The sequence below is a fragment of the Avibacterium sp. 20-129 genome (assembly GCF_026226845.1).
GTDB lineage: Bacteria > Pseudomonadota > Gammaproteobacteria > Enterobacterales > Pasteurellaceae > Avibacterium.
Genome location: NZ_JAKKOE010000001.1, coordinates 380,988 through 401,586 on the forward strand (window position 1 = coordinate 380,988; position 20,599 = coordinate 401,586).

Annotated in this window: 32 protein-coding genes and 1 tRNA gene; 28 read left to right on the forward strand and 5 right to left on the reverse strand. The window is 41.2% G+C overall.

The features are described from left to right. Positions 1 to 693, reverse strand: a complete 693-nt coding sequence (locus L5B90_RS01710; protein WP_265761969.1) for a DUF262 domain-containing protein — start codon at positions 691 to 693, stop codon at positions 1 to 3. Between the two features lie 102 nt (positions 694 to 795). Continuing rightward, positions 796 to 1,704, reverse strand: coding sequence for a LysR family transcriptional regulator (locus L5B90_RS01715; RefSeq protein ID WP_265761970.1), 909 nt, complete (start codon positions 1,702 to 1,704; stop codon positions 796 to 798). 154 nt (positions 1,705 to 1,858) lie between these two features. On the opposite strand from L5B90_RS01715, the gene L5B90_RS01720 reads away from it, so the two are divergent. Then, entirely contained in the window at positions 1,859 to 2,713 is an 855-nt protein-coding gene (locus L5B90_RS01720; RefSeq protein WP_442778756.1) for an aldo/keto reductase, read from the forward strand. Between the two features lie 349 nt (positions 2,714 to 3,062). On the opposite strand, the gene L5B90_RS01725 is transcribed toward L5B90_RS01720, so the two are convergent. Beyond that, positions 3,063 to 3,746 carry a helix-turn-helix domain-containing protein gene (locus L5B90_RS01725; protein WP_265761971.1) on the reverse strand — a complete coding sequence of 228 codons (684 nt, stop codon included), beginning with the start codon at positions 3,744 to 3,746 and terminating at the stop codon, positions 3,063 to 3,065. A 190-nt stretch (positions 3,747 to 3,936) separates the two neighbouring features. Between L5B90_RS01725 and L5B90_RS01730 the strand changes: the two genes are divergently transcribed. Together L5B90_RS01730 and L5B90_RS01735 are read left to right on the forward strand one after the other, a co-directional pair. Next, positions 3,937 to 4,155, forward strand: coding sequence for a helix-turn-helix domain-containing protein (locus L5B90_RS01730; RefSeq protein WP_265761972.1), 219 nt, complete (start codon positions 3,937 to 3,939; stop codon positions 4,153 to 4,155). A gap of 9 nt (positions 4,156 to 4,164) precedes the next feature. Further along, complete coding sequence (locus tag L5B90_RS01735; protein ID WP_265761974.1) at positions 4,165 to 6,147, forward strand: transposase domain-containing protein; 1,983 nt, start codon at positions 4,165 to 4,167, stop codon at positions 6,145 to 6,147. Between the two features lie 41 nt (positions 6,148 to 6,188). Here the strand turns inward: L5B90_RS01735 and L5B90_RS01740 are convergent, their stop codons facing one another. Next, a complete protein-coding gene (locus L5B90_RS01740; RefSeq protein WP_265761975.1) occupies positions 6,189 to 6,737 on the reverse strand; it encodes a hypothetical protein in 549 nt (182 codons plus the stop codon). 34 nt (positions 6,738 to 6,771) lie between these two features. On the opposite strand from L5B90_RS01740, the gene L5B90_RS01745 reads away from it, so the two are divergent. The 24 genes from L5B90_RS01745 to L5B90_RS01860 all read left to right on the forward strand — a co-directional run bounded on the left by L5B90_RS01745 (position 6,772) and on the right by L5B90_RS01860 (position 19,918). Continuing rightward, positions 6,772 to 7,689, forward strand: coding sequence for an AAA family ATPase (locus L5B90_RS01745; protein ID WP_265761977.1), 918 nt, complete (start codon positions 6,772 to 6,774; stop codon positions 7,687 to 7,689). 2 nt (positions 7,690 to 7,691) lie between these two features. Further along, positions 7,692 to 8,006 (forward strand): hypothetical protein, encoded by a 315-nt coding sequence (locus tag L5B90_RS01750; RefSeq protein WP_265761978.1) that lies wholly within the window; start codon positions 7,692 to 7,694, stop codon positions 8,004 to 8,006. 12 nt (positions 8,007 to 8,018) lie between these two features. After that, positions 8,019 to 8,282 (forward strand): hypothetical protein, encoded by a 264-nt coding sequence (locus tag L5B90_RS01755; protein WP_265761979.1) that lies wholly within the window; start codon positions 8,019 to 8,021, stop codon positions 8,280 to 8,282. Continuing rightward, a complete protein-coding gene (locus L5B90_RS01760; protein ID WP_265761980.1) occupies positions 8,263 to 8,787 on the forward strand; it encodes a host-nuclease inhibitor Gam family protein in 525 nt (174 codons plus the stop codon). Before L5B90_RS01755 ends, L5B90_RS01760 begins: the two co-directional genes overlap by 20 nt. Then, the gene (locus L5B90_RS01765) at positions 8,787 to 8,981 is read left to right on the forward strand and encodes a hypothetical protein (protein ID WP_265761981.1); all 195 of its coding nucleotides are present in this window, start codon (positions 8,787 to 8,789) and stop codon (positions 8,979 to 8,981) included. The genes L5B90_RS01760 and L5B90_RS01765 overlap by 1 nt, the downstream gene beginning before the upstream one ends. 76 nt (positions 8,982 to 9,057) lie before the next feature. After that, positions 9,058 to 9,255, forward strand: coding sequence for an ANR family transcriptional regulator (locus L5B90_RS01770; RefSeq protein WP_265761982.1), 198 nt, complete (start codon positions 9,058 to 9,060; stop codon positions 9,253 to 9,255). A gap of 8 nt (positions 9,256 to 9,263) precedes the next feature. Next, entirely contained in the window at positions 9,264 to 9,443 is a 180-nt protein-coding gene (locus tag L5B90_RS01775) for a hypothetical protein (protein WP_265761983.1), read from the forward strand. Positions 9,444 to 9,452: 9 nt separating this feature from the next. Next, on the forward strand, positions 9,453 to 10,391 hold the full coding sequence (locus tag L5B90_RS01780; RefSeq protein ID WP_265761984.1) for a hypothetical protein: 939 nt from the start codon (positions 9,453 to 9,455) through the stop codon (positions 10,389 to 10,391). Continuing rightward, positions 10,391 to 10,582: a hypothetical protein gene (locus tag L5B90_RS01785; RefSeq protein ID WP_265761985.1), complete on the forward strand. Its 192-nt coding sequence runs from the start codon at positions 10,391 to 10,393 to the stop codon at positions 10,580 to 10,582. Before L5B90_RS01780 ends, L5B90_RS01785 begins: the two co-directional genes overlap by 1 nt. Before the next feature lie 129 nt (positions 10,583 to 10,711). Then, a complete protein-coding gene (locus L5B90_RS01790) occupies positions 10,712 to 11,020 on the forward strand; it encodes a hypothetical protein (RefSeq protein WP_150538961.1) in 309 nt (102 codons plus the stop codon). A gap of 3 nt (positions 11,021 to 11,023) precedes the next feature. Beyond that, the gene (locus L5B90_RS01795) at positions 11,024 to 11,611 is read left to right on the forward strand and encodes a gp16 family protein (protein WP_265761987.1); all 588 of its coding nucleotides are present in this window, start codon (positions 11,024 to 11,026) and stop codon (positions 11,609 to 11,611) included. Continuing rightward, positions 11,611 to 12,177 (forward strand): hypothetical protein, encoded by a 567-nt coding sequence (locus L5B90_RS01800; protein WP_265761988.1) that lies wholly within the window; start codon positions 11,611 to 11,613, stop codon positions 12,175 to 12,177. The genes L5B90_RS01795 and L5B90_RS01800 overlap by 1 nt, the downstream gene beginning before the upstream one ends. A 144-nt stretch (positions 12,178 to 12,321) precedes the next feature. Beyond that, positions 12,322 to 12,744 carry a Mor transcription activator family protein gene (locus tag L5B90_RS01805; RefSeq protein WP_117374144.1) on the forward strand — a complete coding sequence of 141 codons (423 nt, stop codon included), beginning with the start codon at positions 12,322 to 12,324 and terminating at the stop codon, positions 12,742 to 12,744. Between the two features lie 88 nt (positions 12,745 to 12,832). Continuing rightward, positions 12,833 to 13,378: an N-acetylmuramoyl-L-alanine amidase gene (locus L5B90_RS01810; protein WP_265761989.1), complete on the forward strand. Its 546-nt coding sequence runs from the start codon at positions 12,833 to 12,835 to the stop codon at positions 13,376 to 13,378. Positions 13,379 to 13,384: 6 nt separating this feature from the next. Next, positions 13,385 to 13,609, forward strand: a complete 225-nt coding sequence (locus L5B90_RS01815) for a DUF2644 domain-containing protein (protein WP_117374146.1) — start codon at positions 13,385 to 13,387, stop codon at positions 13,607 to 13,609. Then, positions 13,609 to 13,875 (forward strand): DUF2681 domain-containing protein, encoded by a 267-nt coding sequence (locus tag L5B90_RS01820; protein ID WP_018652007.1) that lies wholly within the window; start codon positions 13,609 to 13,611, stop codon positions 13,873 to 13,875. Before L5B90_RS01815 ends, L5B90_RS01820 begins: the two co-directional genes overlap by 1 nt. Then, entirely contained in the window at positions 13,868 to 14,005 is a 138-nt protein-coding gene (locus L5B90_RS01825; protein WP_205470244.1) for a hypothetical protein, read from the forward strand. The genes L5B90_RS01820 and L5B90_RS01825 overlap by 8 nt, the downstream gene beginning before the upstream one ends. Continuing rightward, positions 14,005 to 14,232, forward strand: coding sequence for a TraR/DksA family transcriptional regulator (locus L5B90_RS01830; RefSeq protein ID WP_117374148.1), 228 nt, complete (start codon positions 14,005 to 14,007; stop codon positions 14,230 to 14,232). The genes L5B90_RS01825 and L5B90_RS01830 overlap by 1 nt, the downstream gene beginning before the upstream one ends. Continuing rightward, positions 14,229 to 14,558, forward strand: a complete 330-nt coding sequence (locus L5B90_RS01835; protein ID WP_233432353.1) for a DUF2730 domain-containing protein — start codon at positions 14,229 to 14,231, stop codon at positions 14,556 to 14,558. The genes L5B90_RS01830 and L5B90_RS01835 overlap by 4 nt, the downstream gene beginning before the upstream one ends. Before the next feature lie 5 nt (positions 14,559 to 14,563). Further along, the gene (locus L5B90_RS01840) at positions 14,564 to 14,857 is read left to right on the forward strand and encodes a VpaChn25_0724 family phage protein (RefSeq protein WP_265761990.1); all 294 of its coding nucleotides are present in this window, start codon (positions 14,564 to 14,566) and stop codon (positions 14,855 to 14,857) included. 33 nt (positions 14,858 to 14,890) lie between these two features. Next, positions 14,891 to 15,463, forward strand: coding sequence for a DUF3486 family protein (locus tag L5B90_RS01845; RefSeq protein WP_265761991.1), 573 nt, complete (start codon positions 14,891 to 14,893; stop codon positions 15,461 to 15,463). Then, positions 15,460 to 17,037, forward strand: a complete 1,578-nt coding sequence (locus L5B90_RS01850) for a terminase large subunit domain-containing protein (protein WP_150538963.1) — start codon at positions 15,460 to 15,462, stop codon at positions 17,035 to 17,037. Before L5B90_RS01845 ends, L5B90_RS01850 begins: the two co-directional genes overlap by 4 nt. A 3-nt stretch (positions 17,038 to 17,040) precedes the next feature. Beyond that, positions 17,041 to 18,600, forward strand: coding sequence for a DUF935 domain-containing protein (locus L5B90_RS01855; RefSeq protein ID WP_150538964.1), 1,560 nt, complete (start codon positions 17,041 to 17,043; stop codon positions 18,598 to 18,600). Continuing rightward, entirely contained in the window at positions 18,587 to 19,918 is a 1,332-nt protein-coding gene (locus tag L5B90_RS01860; RefSeq protein WP_265761992.1) for a phage head morphogenesis protein, read from the forward strand. The genes L5B90_RS01855 and L5B90_RS01860 overlap by 14 nt, the downstream gene beginning before the upstream one ends. On the opposite strand, the gene L5B90_RS01865 is transcribed toward L5B90_RS01860, so the two are convergent. Beyond that, positions 19,919 to 19,999 (reverse strand) — tRNA-OTHER (locus tag L5B90_RS01865). A gap of 63 nt (positions 20,000 to 20,062) precedes the next feature. Between L5B90_RS01865 and L5B90_RS01870 the strand changes: the two genes are divergently transcribed. Beyond that, complete coding sequence (locus tag L5B90_RS01870) at positions 20,063 to 20,497, forward strand: phage virion morphogenesis protein (protein ID WP_005752491.1); 435 nt, start codon at positions 20,063 to 20,065, stop codon at positions 20,495 to 20,497. Positions 20,498 to 20,599: the final 102 nt, after the last annotated feature.

Genomic DNA, 20,599 nt, shown 5'->3' on the forward strand with positions numbered 1-20,599 from the left:
TTACCCCATTTGCCACACGCGCAGTCTGAAAAGCATTTGATTGATAATTTTGTGTAAATTAGGTGCGTCTTTATCTGCAAGTGCCGCCTCTTCCCACGCTGAAACGCATTGATGAATGCTGGAGGCTGGTTTCCCTTGCATTGCCCGCAGATGGTAGGCTTTGAGCAAATCGTAAGTTTCTAGGGCTTTTCCGCGTGCATTTTGCGAATCAAAAAATTGAAAAGCTTCGTCTAAATTATCCAATTCTACACAAACCATTTCGCAGGTGGATAAAATATATTTTTTAAACTTGTCTTGGTCTTGCTTAATATCCGTATTTTCTTTTAAGAAATCTTTAATAAATTGATAATTTTGCCTTAGATTTTTTTGGCTAATGGTATGTGGGTATTCCTGATTTAATAAGCATAATTTTTCTTTCCCTAATTCCAAATTATTCAATAATAGCGTCAGTGTGGTTAAGCGTTGTTGTCCGTCCACAATATTATTTTCTCCATCATTTTGTTGATGCAAAACCACCGTACCAATCCGATACCGCTGATTTTGTTTAAAATGATTCAATAAATCATTTAATAATTGCCGCACATGGCGAGTTTCCCATTTGTACGGGCGTTGATAATCAGGCAGATTTAGATTTTTACTCAGCAAGCCTTCTATTTTAGAAATAAAAACATTAGGTTTTTTAATATCTGTCATTACTTTTCCTTCAATTTTTTCTCATTTTAAAATTAGAAAATAAGTGCTTTAATGTGATAAGAAATATCTAGCTCATTTTATCTGTAAAATAATAACTGCTTATCAAAACCTCATTAAACCGCATTCCGCCGCCACAAGCATCTGCACCAGTGCATTAAAAACTGGGCTTTCTCTACGACTTGGGTAATATAGATGAAAGCCTTCATAGCACACCGCATAATCTTTGAGGACGGCGACCAGCTCACCTTGTGGACTTTCTTGTTTTAAGACAAATTCAGGCAGCCAAATCAGCCCTTCGCCTGCTTTAGCTGCGGCAAAAAGCAGGTCAAAATCATTGGTAATCAATGGGCTATGGCTTGGGGTGATGGAAAAAGTGCGGCCATTTTTATCGCAAAATTCCCAAGCCATCAGGTTATCAAGGCTTGGCAGGCGGTAAAGCAGGCAGCTGTGGCTGTGCAGTTCGTCTACAGTTTGGGGCGCGCCGTGGCGCTCAAGATAGCTTGGGCTTGCCGCCACCGTCATGGTTAAATCAGGACTGATTCGCCTTGCAATCATGTCTTTCGCCAAAAATCCCCCCAAGCGGATACCTGCATCAAAGCGTTCGTGAATGATGTCGGTAAAGCGTACATCGCTGTGCAGCTCAAGGCAGACGTTGGGATAGGCACGGCGAAACGCGGCAAGCGGTTTTTGCAAAAGATAACGAAAAACGAGTGGCGACCCCGTCAGCCGAATACGGCTTTGCGGTTCATGGGCAAATTCCTGCACCAGTTCGGTGCTGTTTTGTACGGCACGCAGCAGTGGTTTTAGCTCATCGTATAGCCGCTGCCCTGCTTCGGTGAGGGCTAGGCTTCTCGTGTTACGCTGCACAAGCCGCACGCCAAGCGAGGTTTCTAGCTGTTTTAGGCTGTAACTTAGGGTCGACTGGGCAATACCAAGCTGGGCAGCCGCTTTGGTGAAACTGCCCGCGTCAATAATGGCAGTGAACAAATGTAGGCGGTCAAGACTTTCCATTTTTTATCCGTGGATTATTTGAAAATTAAACGGCAATAAAATTAATTATGCGTATTTTTCGATAAAGTATATCGGAAATGATGGGCTAATCACAGCCTTTTGCAAGCGCTATAATGAACCCATTGATTATTGATATTAAACAAAAAAGGAAACCATGATGCACACTTTAACCTTAAAAAACGGCGTATCTATGCCCAAAATCGGCTTTGGTGTTTTCCAAATGAATGATGCCAAAGAATGCGAACAAGCGATACTCAGTGCCATTGAATCGGGCTACCGCCTGATAGACACCGCTGCCAGCTACCAAAACGAACGCGAAGTCGGCAACGCCATTAAACAAAGCGGTATCGCAAGAGATGAACTCTTCATCACCACCAAACTTTGGCTGCAAGATGCAAGCTATGAGGGTGCAAAAGCCCAATTTGAGCGTTCTTTAAACCGCTTGCAGCTTGACTATGTGGATTTGTATTTGATTCATCAGCCTTATGGCGATGTGTATGGGGCGTGGCGGGCGATGGAAGAGCTGTATGAAGCAGGCAAAATCAAAGCCATTGGCTTGAGCAACTTCCACCCCGACCGCGTGGCAGATTTGATGGCGTTTAACCGCATTGCCCCGATGGTTAATCAAATTGAGGTCAATCCGTTTCACCAGCGGCTGCATGATGTGCCTTGGCTGCAAACGAACGGCGTGATTTCCGAAGCGTGGGCACCTTTTGCAGAAGGCAAAAACGGCTTATTTACCTACCCTGTACTCACGCAAATCGGCGAAAAATACGGCAAAACGGTCGGACAAGTGGTGCTTCGCTGGCTGTATCAGCGTGAAATCGTCTCGCTTGCCAAAACCGTGCGTCAAGAACGTATGCAAGAAAACCGCAATATTTTTGACTTTGCCCTAAGCCAAGAAGATATGCTTGCCATCACCGCCATTGACACCCAAACCTCTGCCTTTTTCTCACACCGCGACCCTGCCATGGTGGCGTGGCTGACGGGCAGAAAGCTTGAGGTGTAAACGGCTATAAAGGGCTATGGATAAAGGCAAACAGGCTGCCTGAAAAACCTATTTTTTAAGTTTTCAGGCAGCCTGATTGAAAGAATAGCAATTTATCTGATACGTAAATTTCCACCCGTGTATAGAATCAATAAAACAAAGAAATAAAGAAATATAGGGAATTGGCGGGAAAAAACGGGAACAAGCGGGACGTGAATCATTGAAAACAGGGGCTTCGTGACGAATGCCCCTTTATTTTCCCCAAAGAAAAGAAGAAAAAATGAATTGCGAAAAATTTTGCTGAAATAGCAAAATAAATCATTAAAACAACGAAACAAGCCTTATAGATTTAAAAGGCTTTAAATAGCGTTTAAATTAAATCGTGTCCGATATAAACCACCTGCCCGATAACCTCGAAATCTAACGAATCATCAAAAATCACATCAACAGGGCTATAAATCGCTTTGTTATCACTAATCAGCCTAATACCGTTAATAATCCCCTGCACTCGCTTAACCCAAATTTGCTCGCCTGAACGTAATACATAGATCTTACCGTCTTTAGGCTGTTTTGATGCAAGATTGATTAAAAGCATATCCCCATCAGATATGGTCGGATACATTGAATCACCTGAAGCCGTAATAAAGGCTAATTTATTCAGATAAAACCCTCTCAAATTAAGCCAACGCTTGCTTAATCCAATATAGTCATCTGGCGCATAAGCCCCCTCACTAATCGCAGTAAAGCCCGCTGAGGCCTGTACGTCATAGAACGGTACAAGCTCAAGGCTGTCTGCACTTTGAGCCGCTGTAATAGCTGGCGTTGGTGGTGCAGTTTCAGAAAGATTTCTATTTAATTCAAAACCCAGTGCTAACTGAACGCTTTCAGGTAGTGATGAATAGTGATATTCAACCGCTCCTCCTTGTACGCCATCTTTATTCCTTTTTTTCCATTGCTGCGTTCTTGCTTTCTTATTAATCCCCTGAGGGCTGTTTGGAAGCCCTTCGAACTCGGTTAGTTCATTAGCTGAAAACCATTCTTTAAAGTTTCTCATAATTCAACCTTTCAGAAACTCAGTTTCTAAAAAAATAATTATTCTTTAACTATTTGATTTTTAAAGGTAATTTACTAATAGCAATAAAATCTCATAAAAATCTTTTAGAAACTATTGAGTTTCTGAAAAATTAAGAGTATAGTTTCCAAAGTTTCCAAAGAATAATTCTTAATCATAAGGATAACACATAATGACAACGAGCAACAAAGATCAAGATATGCACCGAGCCGATATTGTGGCTTCGGTAAGAAAAGCAGGAACCACGTTAGCAAAATTATCAGTCGAAGCTGGCTTACATCCGAGAACATTAAATAATGCATTGGAACGGAAATACCCCAAAGGCGAGCAAATCATTGCAAAAGCAATTGGTAAAACTCCGCAGGAGATCTGGCCATCTCGCTATGAATAGGAGAGCGTTATGAATGAATGGTTCTCAGCCACTGATTTAGCTGGTTTGCTAGGAATGCCAAGTACACCACAAGGTGTAAACAAAAAAGCTAGACAAGAAGAATGGCGAAAGAAACAACAGGATGGGAAGCAAGGAAAAGCATACGAATACCACCTCTCCAGCCTTCCCCCAGAAACCCAACAGGCTCTCAAAATTCAATATGCAAAGAGCCTAAAAACAGAAATCAGCGTGGCGGATAAGTCCGAAAAAGGCAAAGCTGAACGCTATGTAAAAGAAGCACTCTGGCAACCGTTTGATAAAGCAAACGCTAAACAGAAAAGCAAAGCAGAAACTAAATACCACGCTTGTGTAGCAGTGGAAAACTTAGTGAGAGAGAAAACGCCATTAATGGAAGCTCTCGAAATTGTGGCAACAGCCCAAACGGTTTCAATCGGTTCTTTAAAAAATTGGTATTACAAAGTACGCAACTTTGAACAATCAGACTGGCTGGCGGTTCTGCTAACTCGCAGTGGCAAAACAGCAAAAGATAACTTAAAAGCCGAGTTTGATTTAGAGGCTTGGGACGTGTTCTTGGCTGATTATCTCAGACCAGAAAAACCAACTCTTGCCGCTTGTTATGAACGTCTTAAACGTTCGGCGCAAGAAATGGGGTGGAAAATCCCGAGCAAGCAAACTGTACAACGCAAATTAGCGAGCGAGGTGCCGTATGAAGTGCAAGTGCTAAAACGAGATGGCGAATATGCACTTACTCAATTAGTGCCAAGTTTGAAACGAACTGTTGCAGATATTCAAGCAATGGAATGGATCAACGGAGACGGCTATCAGCATAACGTATTTGTGCGATGGAAAAACGGCGAAATTGTTCGACCGAAGACGTGGTTCTGGCAAGACATTCGCACTAGAAAAATATTGGGCTACCGCTGCGATATTAGCGAGAACACTGACAGCATACGCTATGCACTCATGGATGTTATCTACAAATACGGCATACCACGCCATATCACGATAGATAACACCCGAGCAGCAGCAAATAAATGGATGACAGGCGGTGTGCCGAACCGCTACCGCTTCAAAGTGAAGCCTGATGACCCAAAAGGAATTATCCCCTTACTCGGTATTCAGTTGCACTGGACGAGCGTAATCGCTGGTACAGGACACGGACAAGCAAAACCGATTGAACGTGCATTTAGCCATGGCGGTGTTGGCGAATTAGTGGATAAAGACCCCGCATTAGCAGGTTTTTATGCGGGTGCAAATGTTTACGACAAGCCCGACAACTATAACGGCGGTAAAGATGGAGTGGATTATGAAGTTTTTATGCAAGCGTTAGCCAGAGGCGTAGAAATCTTCAATACCCGAGAGGGAAGAAAAACCGAAATTTGCCAAGGTATTTTTAGTTTTGACCAAGTATTTGCAAGGGATTACGCCCAAGCAACCGTGCGAAAAGCAAGTCCTGAGCAGTTAAGAATGTTAATGCTAACAAGCGAAAAACAACGCTTAACGAAAAATGGTGAGTTTACGCTCAACGCTGGTGGCAAGTTGTACGGCAGAACCAACAACTATTTTGCAGAAAGTCTGCGAGGTACACACCACAAAGAAGTGGTTGTACGGTTTGACCCTGAGAAACTACACGAAACCGTGTATGTGTACAGCTTAGACGGCGTGTTCTTAGCTGAAGCGCAATGTAATGAAGCGAAAGGTTTCGGAGATACCTCTGCCGCACGCACACAAAAACGCTTACGTGATCGTATCGTTAAAGACACGAAACGTATTGCGAAAAATATGGAATTAATGGAAGCCAATGAGGTTGCTCAATTCCAGCCAGAAGTGAAGGAAGAACCAAAACTTCAGCCGAACATCATCGAAATGGCAATCAAGGACGGCAACGTTATGCGCAAAGTGCAAACGGTACAAGTGGTTGAAGAGGACGAAGAAGACATTAGCGAATTTGAGCAAGCGTTTATGAAAGCGGTTGCAATGAAAAGCAAATAATCACAAGGCTTTAAACGGTATTTAAACATTTAAAGCCACATTTAAACAGGGTTTAAACCCCTCTTAAGGAGTTCAAATGAATATTCAGGTAAATCATACATATGATGAATTTCTTCACCATCTTCATCAAGAAAAGGCGAAGGCAATGGCATTTTGTCACACCAAACTGGTGCATGATCGTAAATCCGAGATATGTCGCTTAAAAAATTCAGCGATATATCAACAACTTTTTGAGCAGATGCAGTCCGAACAGTTTCAAGCTCTAGTAGCCTATTTTGAACCACTAATGCCGCAGTTACCCAGCGCCAATAAGAATAAACTCTTACCAATCTCTGCGGATATTTTTGCGAACTATTTAGCTTTTTGCGTTCTTTTACTGGAAGGACGTAGAAAGATTGCCAGAAAGGGCGATAGATGTCTCTTTCCAGCTCAAGATATTTATCAATGCCTATCTTTGATTTTAACAGATCGTAAAGCTGCTCAAAATCGACAGCAGACCAATCTTTAAAACAAATATCAAAGGCATATTCAGCAGCTTCTTCCACTTCTCTTTTATCAAAGTCAGTGGGTAATTTAAATAAGTTAAGCATATATCCCCTAAAAAAAGAAAACAGGATCAACATTATGACACTAATCGACCAAATCAAACAACATATCGCCGAAAGTGGCATTTCACAAGCCAAAATTGCTAAAGAAAGCGGCGTAAATGCCGGTGCATTATCCGCCTATTTAAACGGTAACTATGGCGGAGATATTGCAAATTTAGAAGCAAAATTAACCGCTTACTTCAACAAAAAAGAAGTACAGGCACGGGAATTTGTAGAAGCCCCTGCATTTATCGAAACGGCAACGGCAAAGCAGATTTTTAAAACGTTGGAATTTGCCCAAATCGCTAACTGTATGGCAACCGTTTATGGAATGTCGGGCGTAGGCAAAACCAAAGCCATTCAGGAGTTTAAAAAAGGTCGGGCTAATGTTTGGCTAGTAACCGCAAGCCCAAGTCGCTCAAGCCTTAGCGAGATTTTATATGAAATTGCGTTAGAACTTGGCATTAGTGATGCCCCTCGTCGTAAAGGCACGCTTTCTCGCTTAATTGCTCGCAAGATTAATGGCACAGAAGGCTTACTGATTATTGATGAAGCTGATCACTTACCTTATGAAGCATTGGAAGAACTACGAATTATGCAAGAAGAAGCTAATATCGGCTTAGTGCTAGTCGGTAACGACAAGGTTTATACCCGAATGAAAGGTGGTATTAGCCCAAGCCATGAATACGCAAGACTTTGGAGCCGAGTGGCAAAAAATACCAGCATACAAAAAACGAAACAGGCAGACACTAAAGCGGTGGCAAGGGCGTGGGGATTAGACAATAACGAAGAGGCGTTAAAGGTTATGCAAAGCATTACAGAAACAGGTGGGGGCTTACGTATTTTAACCCAAACACTACGTCTTGCAGGCATGGTTGCGAAGGGGTTAGGTCAAGCAGTTACAGCAGATTTAATCATCCAAGCTCGCCAAGAGTTACTAGGGAAAGGAGATTAGCAATGAAAGCATTAAAACCAAACCACAATATTAACCGCACAAACCAAGTGGCGTGCAGATTTTTAAAACAGACTCAAAAAGCAATTATCCGCCTTAATAGCCTTGGTTTTACGGTGTTAAACATTGATTTTACTCGTATTAAACCACGCATTGAAGTGGAAGTTGGTAATAACAAACATATTGCCGAAATCCTTATATCAGAGAACAAAGCCTATCGCTATAGCTTCGGTAAAAGTGAGGATTTAGGCAGATGGGAAGGCTACTACACCATGCTTGAGGGCATTCGGGTGTGTTGGCGACAAGAAACAATCAATTAATAGGAGAACACTATGACAGAACAAGTCATTATAGGCAAATTTGCTGTTACACCACCGCTTTTATGGGATGACATTGAAGACGGTAATGAATATGCGGTAATCGATACCACTGACGCAGGTGATTGGTGCGTCAAAATGCAAAAAATAGACAAATCAAACCGTTATTTCTTTGTGTTAGCACAGTCCGCACGAGTGTTTGATAACACAGTAGAAGCTGGGGAATTTATTGAAGCATTAGAAAGTTTAGGAGGCAAAAATGGCAAAGCAACCCACTAAAACACGCGTAAAACAACCCGCAAAGTTGCGTTTTACTACTGAAGAACAAGTACAAAGTGCAATTAAGGAAATTGGCGATTTAAGCCGTGAGCATACTCGCCTCAGCACAGAAATGAATGACTTAATCGCCGAAACAAGCGAGCGTTACGCTCCAGAATTGAAGCGTTTACAAGCTGAAATTGAACCTTTGCAAAAGGCAGTGCAGGAATACTGTGAAGCAAACCGAGATGAATTGACTGAGAACGGCAAGAGTAAATCCGCTAATTTTGTGACAGGCGAAGTGCAATGGCGACAACGTCCACCGTCGGTGGCAATTCGTGGAGCGGATGCAGTGCTTGAGTTTATGCAACGTATGGGATTTGACCGCTTTATTCGTACCAAAAAAGAGATCAACAAAGAAGCCCTACTCCTTGAGCCTGAAGTGGCAAAAGGGATTGCTGGGGTTACGATTAAGCAAGGTGTAGAAGATTTTGTGATTAAACCGTTTGAGCAGGAGACGGCATAATGTGGAAACCGACAAAAGGCGAATATGACAGAGCCGAGAAGTTATTACAAGTGTGCTGCATATCAGATCAAGAGCGTGAAACATTACACGAAATCAAGTATGCATACGAAAATCCTGTGGAACTTGATTGGTTACAAAGAGCGGTACTTATGGCGTTAGAGCAAAAATATGACGGTCAATTAGTAAAGCTTTAGAACCCATTTAAAAGCCCTTTAAACCTCGTTTTGAGGGGCTTTAATAATGTGTTTTAACACTTAAGAGGAGAATAGCATGAGTACAAAAGCACAAAAATTTGACCGCTATAAGCACTATGCGGATAAAGCAGTAAAAGCAGAGCAAGAAGGCAATTATGCAGAAGCTAAAGACCATTGGGAGATTGCAAAATTATCAGCAACATCAGATAAAAATCAACACTGGGCAGAACAGCGGGCTGAATTTTGCAAACGTATGCACAACAAACCATTCTAGGAGAAATTATGATGACCGAAAAACAAAAAAGTGAATTAAGCAGCCAATTAAACCAAGCTGTAATACAACTGATACAGGCTCAAAAGTATTTAAACCAAAATGAGCATATTCGTAGCAGTATATATATCGACACCGTACAAAATTTACTGCCAAAAGTAAGACAGAAATTATCTATCCAACCTCAATAGGAGTTAAAAATGAAAAACAGTGATTTTATTCAAATGACACAATGCGCTATGTACAGCATTAAGTTTCCGCACGATAAGTTTGTGGAGACAATTGAAAATGCTCATTACCCAGACCATGGGGATATTTGTTCGGTGGAAGTGGTAACTAATCCACTAACAGGCAACAAAGTGCAACTACTGAGCGAGGGCTACTTCTTTACATTACGTGTTAGCTATAAAAAATTCTCGAAAGAAATGTTGTTAGCGAAAATATTTGAGCTAAAACAAAAGGCAAAAGGTAAAGAAGAACAATATTACTCAGAAAAAGAATGGTCGGAAATTGCAAGAGTTCATGTGTATAACATTGTGCCAGATTCAAGTGAAGTAATGAACGTGTTTTATAGCCCAGAAAAAGAGCTTCTTATTGTAAATAAAAATTCTAAAAATTGCCGAGCTGCCCTCAGTCTGTTAATCGAATCTTTCGGATTAGCTGGATTTAGAAGTGTTGTGGTATCTGATGAAAAATTAGGCTTAACTACCCGCTTACAAAAATACTTAACTGATTTTACCCCGATGTTTAAACACCTCCATTTTGAACACGAAGCAACGCTTAGCAAACGTAATGGCGATGATGAATCACATTTACTCTGTCGCCATTTAGATGATGAAGAAAAACGTAAAAAAGCGGTTGAAGCATTGGAAGATGAATATCGAGTGCAATCTACTGCAATGCGCTTTGATAATGGCTTATTCCGTGTTGATTTTAAATTAACAGGTAATTTAAAAATCCGCTCAATGAAATTCTTTGAATATAGTGATGTGGCTCGCCAGTTAAACAACCCGAAGACTGCTGCTAAATCAGTAGTAATGTTGGAATACTTAGGGCAACAATTCGAAGCCTTATTAAAAATTGCTGAAAGTACAGTGCTTGAATTTGTGGACGGCACGAAATTAGAAGGTTTCGTGTAATGGCTGAATATGATTATAAAGCCCGCTGTAAACAACTTGAAGGCTTCTTAAAAGCAATTCATACGCTATTTTATGAATCTGATTTAGAAAAAATTAATCAGCTTACACTTACTGAAGTACAACGTAGCGAGCTGAGAAACGAAATTCATCAAACTGTTAAAAAATGGACTTCCAAGGAGGAAATTATGTAACACCTTAGCATACAACACGCCACGGTTTTCAATCATTAGAATTGTTGCGTAAAACACCGTGGCGTTTGTTAAGTGAGTATTGATAAGAGAAATGCTTTTATCAATGTTTTCTTAATGAAAGGAGTAAATATGAAAAAGGATCTATATGAATATATAGCTGCTTTTGAGTTTGATGATGAACCGACAAAAGATGATGTACTGAAAATCATCTCAGAAGGAAGCTGGGACTTATTTAAATGTCAGAAAATGCTTTTAGGGTATGTCGCACAAGAAATACTTGAAGAAAAATATAGCGATTGGGAGATGTATGACGAAGACGAAAGCGTATATCTTATTGTAAGAAAATACGGCGATGAAGAATGGGAACTACATAAAGCAACAATTCAATATAGATTGTACGTAGATACTGAAGAAATCTATTTCGATGATGAGGAATAGTGAATGAAAACAGATAAGCCCAAACTCATTCAACTGATCCACATCGCTAAAAGTCAGTTGAATTTAGATGATTTTACTTACCGTGAAATATTGAAACGGCTAACAAATAAAGAAAGCTCAACAAAATGCACAGTAGTAGAACTACACAAAGTGCTACACGAACTGCAAAGCAAAGGCGCAAAAGTGAAATGGTTTGCAAAAAGTGCCAAAAAACCGACCGCTTACAGCCCTGTAACAGGCGAAACACCAGTGAAAAGTGAAATTACTCATAAAATCCGAGCCGTATGGATTACGATGGGTAAGCACGGTTTTTTAAGAGATTCAAGCGAACAAGCATTAAATGCGTATATGCGTAAAATCATCAATAAAAACCGCTCTGTATTAGTGTTAAATGTGGGGGCATTAGATGTAAATGACGCAAGCCAATTGCTTGAAATACTAAAAAAATGGCATAGACGGTTAATAATCGAACATTTGGAAAGCTTGAACGCAAAAGCGACTCTTCACAGAAACGGAGAACCTTGTGATTATCGTCAAGCAAGCTATGACAATTTAGTCGAAGCATACCAGAAAGTATGGGAGACATTATAATGAAGTTATGTAGATGTCCGATTTGCCATAGTGATATTCATTTAGAAGGCCTGATTGAAGATGACGCAGGGCGAGAATTACTCGGCAAAATTAGCCAGCTCACACACGGCACAGCTCAACCAATGGTGGCTTATTTAGGCTTGTTCAAGCCTGGCAAAAGCAACTTAAACAACGCTAGAGCTTTAAAAATTTTAAATGACGTGTTGGATTTATACCCTTGTTCATTGTTGTTGGCTCAAGCATTAAGTGAAACCGTGGCAAGTATCCGCAAAAAACGCCAACAGGCATTGCAAACAGGGCAAAAAATTGAACCGCTTACTAACCATAATTACCTCAAATCGGTGTATGAGACTCAAAGGCCAAATTTTGCAGTAGTACGAACCGGCAAAAATCAAAGCGAAGAAGTGAAAGCTCAGCAAGCGGAACAAGAACAAATTAGAAACGCCGTACTATATGTGCAAAGATATGTTGATTTAGGGCGAGAAGATATTGTAAAAAATAGTCCTGAATATCAGATTTGGCTCAAACATGGCAATAAATCAACTGCTCAAATAATAAGCAGTTAAATTTTACATAAAAAGGCTATTTTCCCTTTTTTATCAATGGGATATAAACTAGCGAATAGATAACACCTCAAAATTTTTCACTCTATTACACAACAAATCACTATAATTTGTTCCATGAGTTGATGAATTTTGAGGCGTTTTTTTATGCAAAAAGAACAAGCAGAACTTTTTGATGAAGAGCATGCTGAAATCGGGGCGTTATTTGATAATTTAGATAATATCCCCGAAAGTGAGGTACAGAATCGCTGGCCGCAGTTGTTAGTTGAAGTGATTGATGTGATGCAAGCAGAACTTATTCGCCAAAAATTTGCAGAAGATAATGCAAAATTGACAGCTTGCAAACTTGCCGGTGTAATAGCACATTACTTCGGCGGCAAGTCGTTTTATCTGCCGGCAGGTGATAAAATCAAAGAAGCATTACGAGACGCACAAGTTTATCAAGAGTTCGACGGTAAAAATATTCCGGAACTGATTAGAAAATACCGGTTGTCTCAAACAACAATTTATGCGATTTTACGCCAACAACGCGCGCTGCAACGGAAGCGACATCAAATGGATTTATTCTAACTTTAAACTGATGTGTCGCAAACCGACATAATCTTACAACCGATTAAACTCCAACTATCAACCAAAAATTGACAGTTGGAGTTTTTTTATGTCCCTACCAATCCTCAAAATCGTTATCCATTGCTCTGCAACTCGCAATGGCAAGTCTCTCAAAACAACAGATAAATCATCAGCTCAAGTCATCGATAAATGGCACAAAGAGCGTGGCTATAAACGTTCAGCTACTGCGGTAAAAAATTTTAATGCTCATCTCAAACACATTGGCTACCACTTCATTATTGATATTGATGGCACAGTAGAAACAGGTCGTCAAGTCGGCGAAATCGGCGCTCACGTAAAAGGTCATAACAGCAATTCTGTTGGTATCTGTTTAATCGGTGGCATTAGTGCAAGTGGTAAAAATCACGCTGAATACACTGAAGCACAGTGGCAATCATTACATAAGCTGTTACGTGAACTAGAAGCCAAGCATCCAAAAGCAAAAATCTATGGTCATCGTGACTTATCTCCAGACTTAAATAACGATGGCAAGATCACTAAAAGCGAATGGCTAAAAGACTGCCCGTGTTTTGACGTATGGTCTTGGCTTGATTCTGAGCAAGTCGTGAATTTAGAACACTTATATAAGGATTAAAACAGCATGAAAGATTTGATTTCAAACGGAGATGGTCGCTTATCAACGACTGCAACAATCCAATTTTTCGGCTTTTTAGCAAGCCTGATCATCATGATTTATTGCGTATATATGGATAAGCCTTATGTTCCCGAGCTGTTTAGCACGTTTTTATTTGCATGTGTTGGCACAGCCGCAACGAAAGGCGCAGTGAGCGCATTTAAACGCTCTCGCACGACGGAGGAAGAATAATGTTTACAACTCAACTTGCCGCTATTGTATCTGCAGTGGCGTTACTTGGAGGCTGGGGCGTATTTAAAAGCGTACAAGTCAGCAGAGAAAAAAAGAAAAATCAAGCGCTATTGCAGAAAAATGAACAGTTAAAAGCTGCTAAAGCGGTAGCTGAAACCAAAGTAAAGAATTTTGAAGTGAGAAAGCAAAATGAAGAAAACATTAGTAGCACTAGCCGTGATGGGGTTATTGACCGCTTGCACACCGACGGTGACTTACGTGACTAATACGTCTTGTGCAGGCTTTTCAATTATTAAAGCAAGCCGTAAAGATACCACCGAAACGTTAGCACAAATTTTAGTGCATAACACCACCTATCGCGAAATCTGTAAAGACGCAGAACAAAAGGATGAGTAATGCCAGATTTATTAGATCGCATTTCTGAACGTGAAGAACAGATTTTAGAAATGCAACTCGCACCGCATTTAGAGACAGAGTTATCAGATGACGAAATTGACGCTATCGCACAAGCCGGGCGTCAATGTAGCGAATGCGGTTTACCGATTCCCGAGGCTCGTTTACGAGCAGAACCTACCGCTCACCGTTGTATTAGTTGCCAAGAAGACTGGGAGGCAGGACGATGATGAATGATTTATTTGAATTTGTGCGTGCCAATTTTGGTGTGATTTCTGCTGGTGTAGCAATTATTGCGGGTGGTTTTTGGCTCAAACTTGACAGCAAATATGCGAAAAAGAATGACCTAAATCAACTTGCCGATATTGCTCGCAGCCACGATAGCCGTTTGGCAACGCTTGAAACAAAAGTTGAGAATCTGCCGACGGCGGTTGATGTTGAACGATTAAAAACATTGGTGACAGACGTTAAGGGCGACACAAAAGCAACAAGCCGTCAGATGGATGCCGTCAGTCATCAGCTTGGACTTTTACTAGAGGCTAAATTAAAGGAATAGTAAGAATGTTGAAAGATTTATTAACGCAAGACCAACGCTTAGTTATTTTGCACGCTCTTGCAGACGCAGGTTATGACGCAAACGAATCAATTATTAGCGATTGCTTAGACTTGTACGGTCATGACATTAGTCGTGATTTAGTTCGTACACATTTAACATGGTTGGAAGAACAAGGTTTGCTTACGCTTGAACGTTTAAAAGACGGTTATATGGTCGCAAGTATCACACAGCGTGGGTTAGATGTCGCTCAGGGTCGTGTCGAAGTTGCCGGTGTTAAACGCCCTAGACCAAAAATTTAAACGGTTTTTAAACAAAATTTAAGGAGCGTTTAAATGAGCGATAAAACAACACGTGGACGTGCCAGCAAAGTTGATTTGCTACCCCCAAACATTAAAACACAGTTAGCAGCAATGCTACGAGACAAACAATTCTCACAGGCTGAAATATTAGAAGAAATCAATAATCTGATTATTGATTGTGGTTTACCAGATGAAATGCAACTAAGTAAAACTGGGCTAAACCGCTATGCTTCCCGCATGGAAAAAATGGGGGCAAAAATTCGTCAAGCACGTGAAGTCGCTGAAGTATGGACAAAGCAACTCGGCGAAGCACCGCAGTCGGATATTGGTAAGCTACTAATGGAAGCTGTTAAAACCATGGCATTTGATTTAACCATTACTGCCGATGAAAAAGTAGCGAACGACCCTAAATTTTTGAATCAGCTTGCTTTGATTGCGAATCGTATTGAGCAAGCTCAAAGCATATCTGAAGAACGCGAACGCAAAGTCCGTAAAGAAGTTGCCCAGCAGGCGGCCGAAACAGCTGAGAAAGTTGTGGTACAAGCTGGGTTATCGGCAGAAACAGTCAAAACGATCAAGGAACAAATTTTAGGCATTGCATTATGACATTAATGAATGAACGCCCTTTAAATGAATTATCGAAAGAATGCCAAGATTTTTTAGATAATCTTCATTTATTTGATCCGAAAGAATTATTACTTTTTTATCAAAAAAAATGGATTGCGGATGATAGTCCGCTAAAAATAGCTGAGAAAACTCGGCGATGTGGATTAACGTGGGCTGAAGCCGCTGACAATGCTTTAGTCTCTAGTACAATGCGTAGAGATGGGGGCGATAATGTTTTTTATGTGGGCTCAAATAAAGAAATGGCGCGAGAATACATTGATGCGGCTGCAATGTGGTCAAAAGCATTTAATTATGCTGCAAGTGATACACAAGAAGAAGTTTTAACTGACGAGAAAGAAGGTAAAGATATTCTCACTTTTGTGATCCATTTTGCATCGGGTTTTAAAATTAAAGCATTATCTAGTCGCCCATCAAATTTACGTGGTATGCAGGGGGTTGTGGTAATTGATGAAGCAGCATTCCATGATGATTTAGCCGCTTTGATTAAAGCGGCTCTTGCTTTAACTATGTGGGGCTCAAAAGTCAGAATTATCTCAACACATAACGGGGTCTATAATTTATTTAATCAACTTATTCTTGATAGCCGAGCTGGTAGAAAAGACTATTCTGTCCATACGATTACGATTGATGATGCTTGTGCGGATGGTCTCTATAAACGAATTTGCCAAGTAACTAAACAAGAGTGGTCACAAGAAAAAGAAGATAAATGGAAAGCAGATTTGCTTAAAAATACCGCTTCGGAAGAAGACGCGCTGGAAGAATACTACTGCGTACCGAAAGCAAGCTCGGGTGCATATATTCCTCGTCCATTAATTGAGCGAGCGGCGGTTGAAGGCAAGGTGAAACTGCGGTTTGAGTGTGATGCAAAATTTATGGACTGGACGGAAGAAGAGCGTGAAGTCACCACGGCAGAATTTTGCTTAACGCAACTCTTACCGCACTTGCAAGCATTAAATACTGAACACCGTCATAGCTTCGGTGTGGACTTTGCCCGCTCGGCTGACTTGAGTGTGTATGCCGTTTGTGCGGTGCAACCTGATACGGCTCGGCATATCGACATCACGCTTGAAATTAAGAATTGCCCATACAATCAACAGAAGCAAATTATGCTGTTTATGTTGCAAAACACACCACGGCTAATTGGTGCTGCATTCGATGCCACCGGTAACGGTGGCTATCTCGCTGAAGCGGCATTGATTCGCTATGGGGCGATGATGATTGATTGCGTTAATCTCTCAGATAACTGGTATCGAGAATGGATGCCGAAATACAAAGCATTGTATGAATCGGGCTATATTGAGATTCCGAGAGATGAAGAGATTATTCTCGACCACGGGCATATTCAAGTCATCAACGGTGTGCCGAAAATTGATAAATCACGCTCAAAAGACAAATCGGGCAAACGACATGGCGACTCAGCCGTAGCATATTGTATGGCGGTACGTGCCAGTTATATGACAGGCGGTGAAATTGACTTTATTCCGTTACCTGCGAAACACACAGATTCAGATTCGGATAATGACAGCATTTTCCGCTCAGAATGGGATTATTAAACAATGAAAACCAGCACAATTTTAGATATTCACGGTAAACCATTTCGTTTTGAAGAAAGTTTGCAGACTGAAAATGAAAGCCGTGTAGCTTCTCTTCAATATCATTACAGCGATCACCCCGCAAGTGGGCTTACGCCATCAAAAGCGGCTCGTATTTTGCGTTCAGCAGAACAAGGCGATTTAGTGGCGCAAGCTGAACTCGCTGAGGATATGGAAGAGAAAGATGCACACTTGCAGTCAGAACTGGGTAAACGCCGTGGGGCGATCTTAAACGTAGATTGGCAAATTGTGCCACCTGCGAACGCTACCCCTGAAGAACAGCGTGATGCGGAACTGATTGAAGAAATCTTGCGTGATGCCGTGTGGTTTGACGATTGTATTTTCGATGCTACAGATGCCATTCTCAAAGGTTTCTCTTGTCAAGAAATCGAATGGGAAAACGTGGGTGGGTTGAAACTGATTAAAAATGTGCATTGGCGTGACCCAGCGTGGTTTATGACCCCACAATTTGAACGTAACACTCTCCGCTTGCGTGATGGTTCCGCTTACGGTGTCGAGTTGCAACAGTTTGGTTGGGTGAAGCATATCGCTAAAGCTAAAACAGGCTATTTAAGCCGTATCGGCTTAGTGCGTACGTTGGTATGGCCGTTCCTTTTCAAGAACTATTCATTACGTGATTTCGCTGAGTTTTTAGAAATCTATGGCTTGCCGTTGCGTTTGGGGAAATACCCCGAAGGGTCTGGCGAGAAAGAGAAACAAACGTTACTGCGTGCGGTGATGTCAATCGGACATAATGCTGGCGGTATTATTCCGCGTGGAATGGAAATTGAATTCGAAAAAGCGGCAGACGGCTCAGAAGCGACTTTTATGGCGATGATTGAGTGGGCTGAGAAGTCGATGAGCAAAACCATTTTAGGTGGTACGCTAACCAGCCAAGCTGACGGCGCAACTTCAACTAACGCTTTAGGCAATGTGCATAATGATGTGCGTTTAGAAGTGCGTAATGCAGACTTAAAACGCCTTGCTGCGACGCTGACACGTGATATTTTGTATCCGCTCTATGCGTTGAACTGTAAGTCCTTTAACGATGCGCGCCGTATTCCACGCTTAGAATTTGATATTGCCGAAAGCGAAGATTTAAACGCTTTCGCCGACGGGCTAAACAAGCTTGTTGATATTGGCTTTAAGATTCCGAAGCAATGGGCACACGATAAACTACAAGTGCCAATTGCTGCTGAGAACGAAGAAGTACTTGCAAAAAATCTGCCGAATTCGACCGCTTACTTAAACGCAAAGCCAGGGCGTAAAATGGCTGTATTATCTGTGCAACGTGATCCTGATGATTTACTTGAAGAACTTGAGCCGACGGCGGAAGCTTATCAAGCCATTATTGACCCAATGTTAAAACCAGTGGTGAATGCGTTAGCCGAAGGCGGTTATGAATTTGCCCAAGAAAAATTAGCCAGCCTTTATACCGATATGGACGATAGTGAGTTGGAGAAAATCCTTACTCGTGCCATTTTTGTGAGTGATTTGTTAGGACGAGCCAATGCCAAACGATAATAACGAACTTGATATGGGGTATGTATTACGCCTTGAGCCTGAATTAGCCGTGGACTATTTAAAGGCAAAGGGCGTGAATATTACTTGGGATTGGCACGAGCAATTAGCAGAAGCCCACGCACGTGCGTTTACAGTTGCAAAAGCTACACGTGCGGAAGTGTTGGACACGCTGCGCTGGGCAACGGAAAAAGCGATTGCAGACGGTGTGCCAGAACGTGATTATATTAAAAACCTTGAGCCTATGTTAAAAGAGTTAGGTTGGTGGGGAAAAACCGTGGACGAAAACGGCAACACAGTGCAGTTAGGTAGCCCACGCCGTTTAAAAACCATTTTACGCACGAATAAATCGACGGCTTACCACGCCGCTCGCTATGCCTCCCAAATGGCGAATGTTGATGAGCAACCTTACTGGCAGTATGTTGCCGTCAAAGATAGCCGTACTCGTGCCAGCCATTTGGCTTTGCATGGTAAAGTTTATCGTGCGGATGATCCGATTTGGCAGACGATGTATCCGCCGAATGATTGGGGATGTCGTTGTCGAGTGCGAGCCTTGAGTGAGTTTGCTCTTAAAAAGCAAGGATTAAGTGTGTCAGAAAGTGCTGGCAAAATTAGCTCAGAAACTGCTATTGCAGGCATAAATAAAGATACGGGAGAGGAAATCCGTACCACTGTGAGTAAAATTAAAACCGACCAAGGTGAAATGAAAGTCGGTGCAGGATGGAATTATAACGTGGGGTCTGCAGCATTTGGTACTGATGTGGCTGTGTTGCGTAAGTTGCAACAAGTGAAAAATCGGGAGTTACGGCAACAGACTATTCAGGCAATTAACAACAGCGAAGCACGGCATAAAGCCTTTGCAGAGTGGGTCTTTACCCATCTTGGTAAACGTGGGGCGAGTTGGAGATATATTTCAGCAGGATTTGTTTCAACAGAAATTTCGGAAAAAGTAGCTGAAATTACTCAAAACAAGCTGAAACCTGAATTGGTGTTAGTAATGGCAGAAAAACGATTAGAACACTCTAATAGTAATAAGCACCATCAAGGTGGAGTTGGTTTAAGTGTTGAAGAATACTCAGAGCTATCACGAATAGTTGCTAATCCTAGTTTAGTTCTTTGGGATACGTTAGAAGGGCATAATAATTTAATTTATATCAACCAAGAACGTACTATTCAAGTAATCGTTGATGTACCAAATAGCCACCCAATTAAGCCAAAAGAAAAGGTTGATGCGATAATCAATGCTTATAAAGTCAATATGGATAATGTAAAAAGACAAGTTTCAGGTGGGAATTACATTGTGATTAAAGGTAAACTTTAAGTGCTATGGTGGGGGTCGAACCCACGATATACATATGCCATTTTTAATGGGAATGCTGCGTTACCATTTCGCCACATAGCACTTACTGTTGTGATTAATTTACGCCTATATAATAACAAAGTCAAATTTTAAGCGGAAATAATTATGCATTTAGAATTTAAATTTGATACTCGTGCTATCCAAAACAAATTTAAAAAGCTCACTGAAACAGTAGAAGGACGTGATATTACTCGCAAGATTGCTGGTGTTTTAATGCAAGAAGCGGAAACAGCTTTTGACAAAGAGCAAACACCTGAGGGTGAAGCGTGGGCAAAATTGGATGAACGTTATAAAAAATATCGGCATAATAGAGGTTACACTGGCAATATTTTACAAATATCTGGTGATTTGGTAAAAAGCCTTAACATTGATTATGGCGATAGTTTTGCGGTGATCGGTGCTTCAGAACCTTATGGGCAATTTCACCAAATGGGTACAGAGAAAATGCCTGCTCGTCCGTTTCTTGGTTTGGGTAATGATGGTGTGGAAGAAATTACGGCTATTTTAAATCGTGAATTATCGAAAGTCGCTCAGGCTTGATGTAAAATAGCTAAAAACATCACAGAGGCACGCTAAGCGAATTTTATTGCTTGTGGTATTCTTTTTCGGTCAAAATAATTTAAACGCTTGTAGAGCGATTTA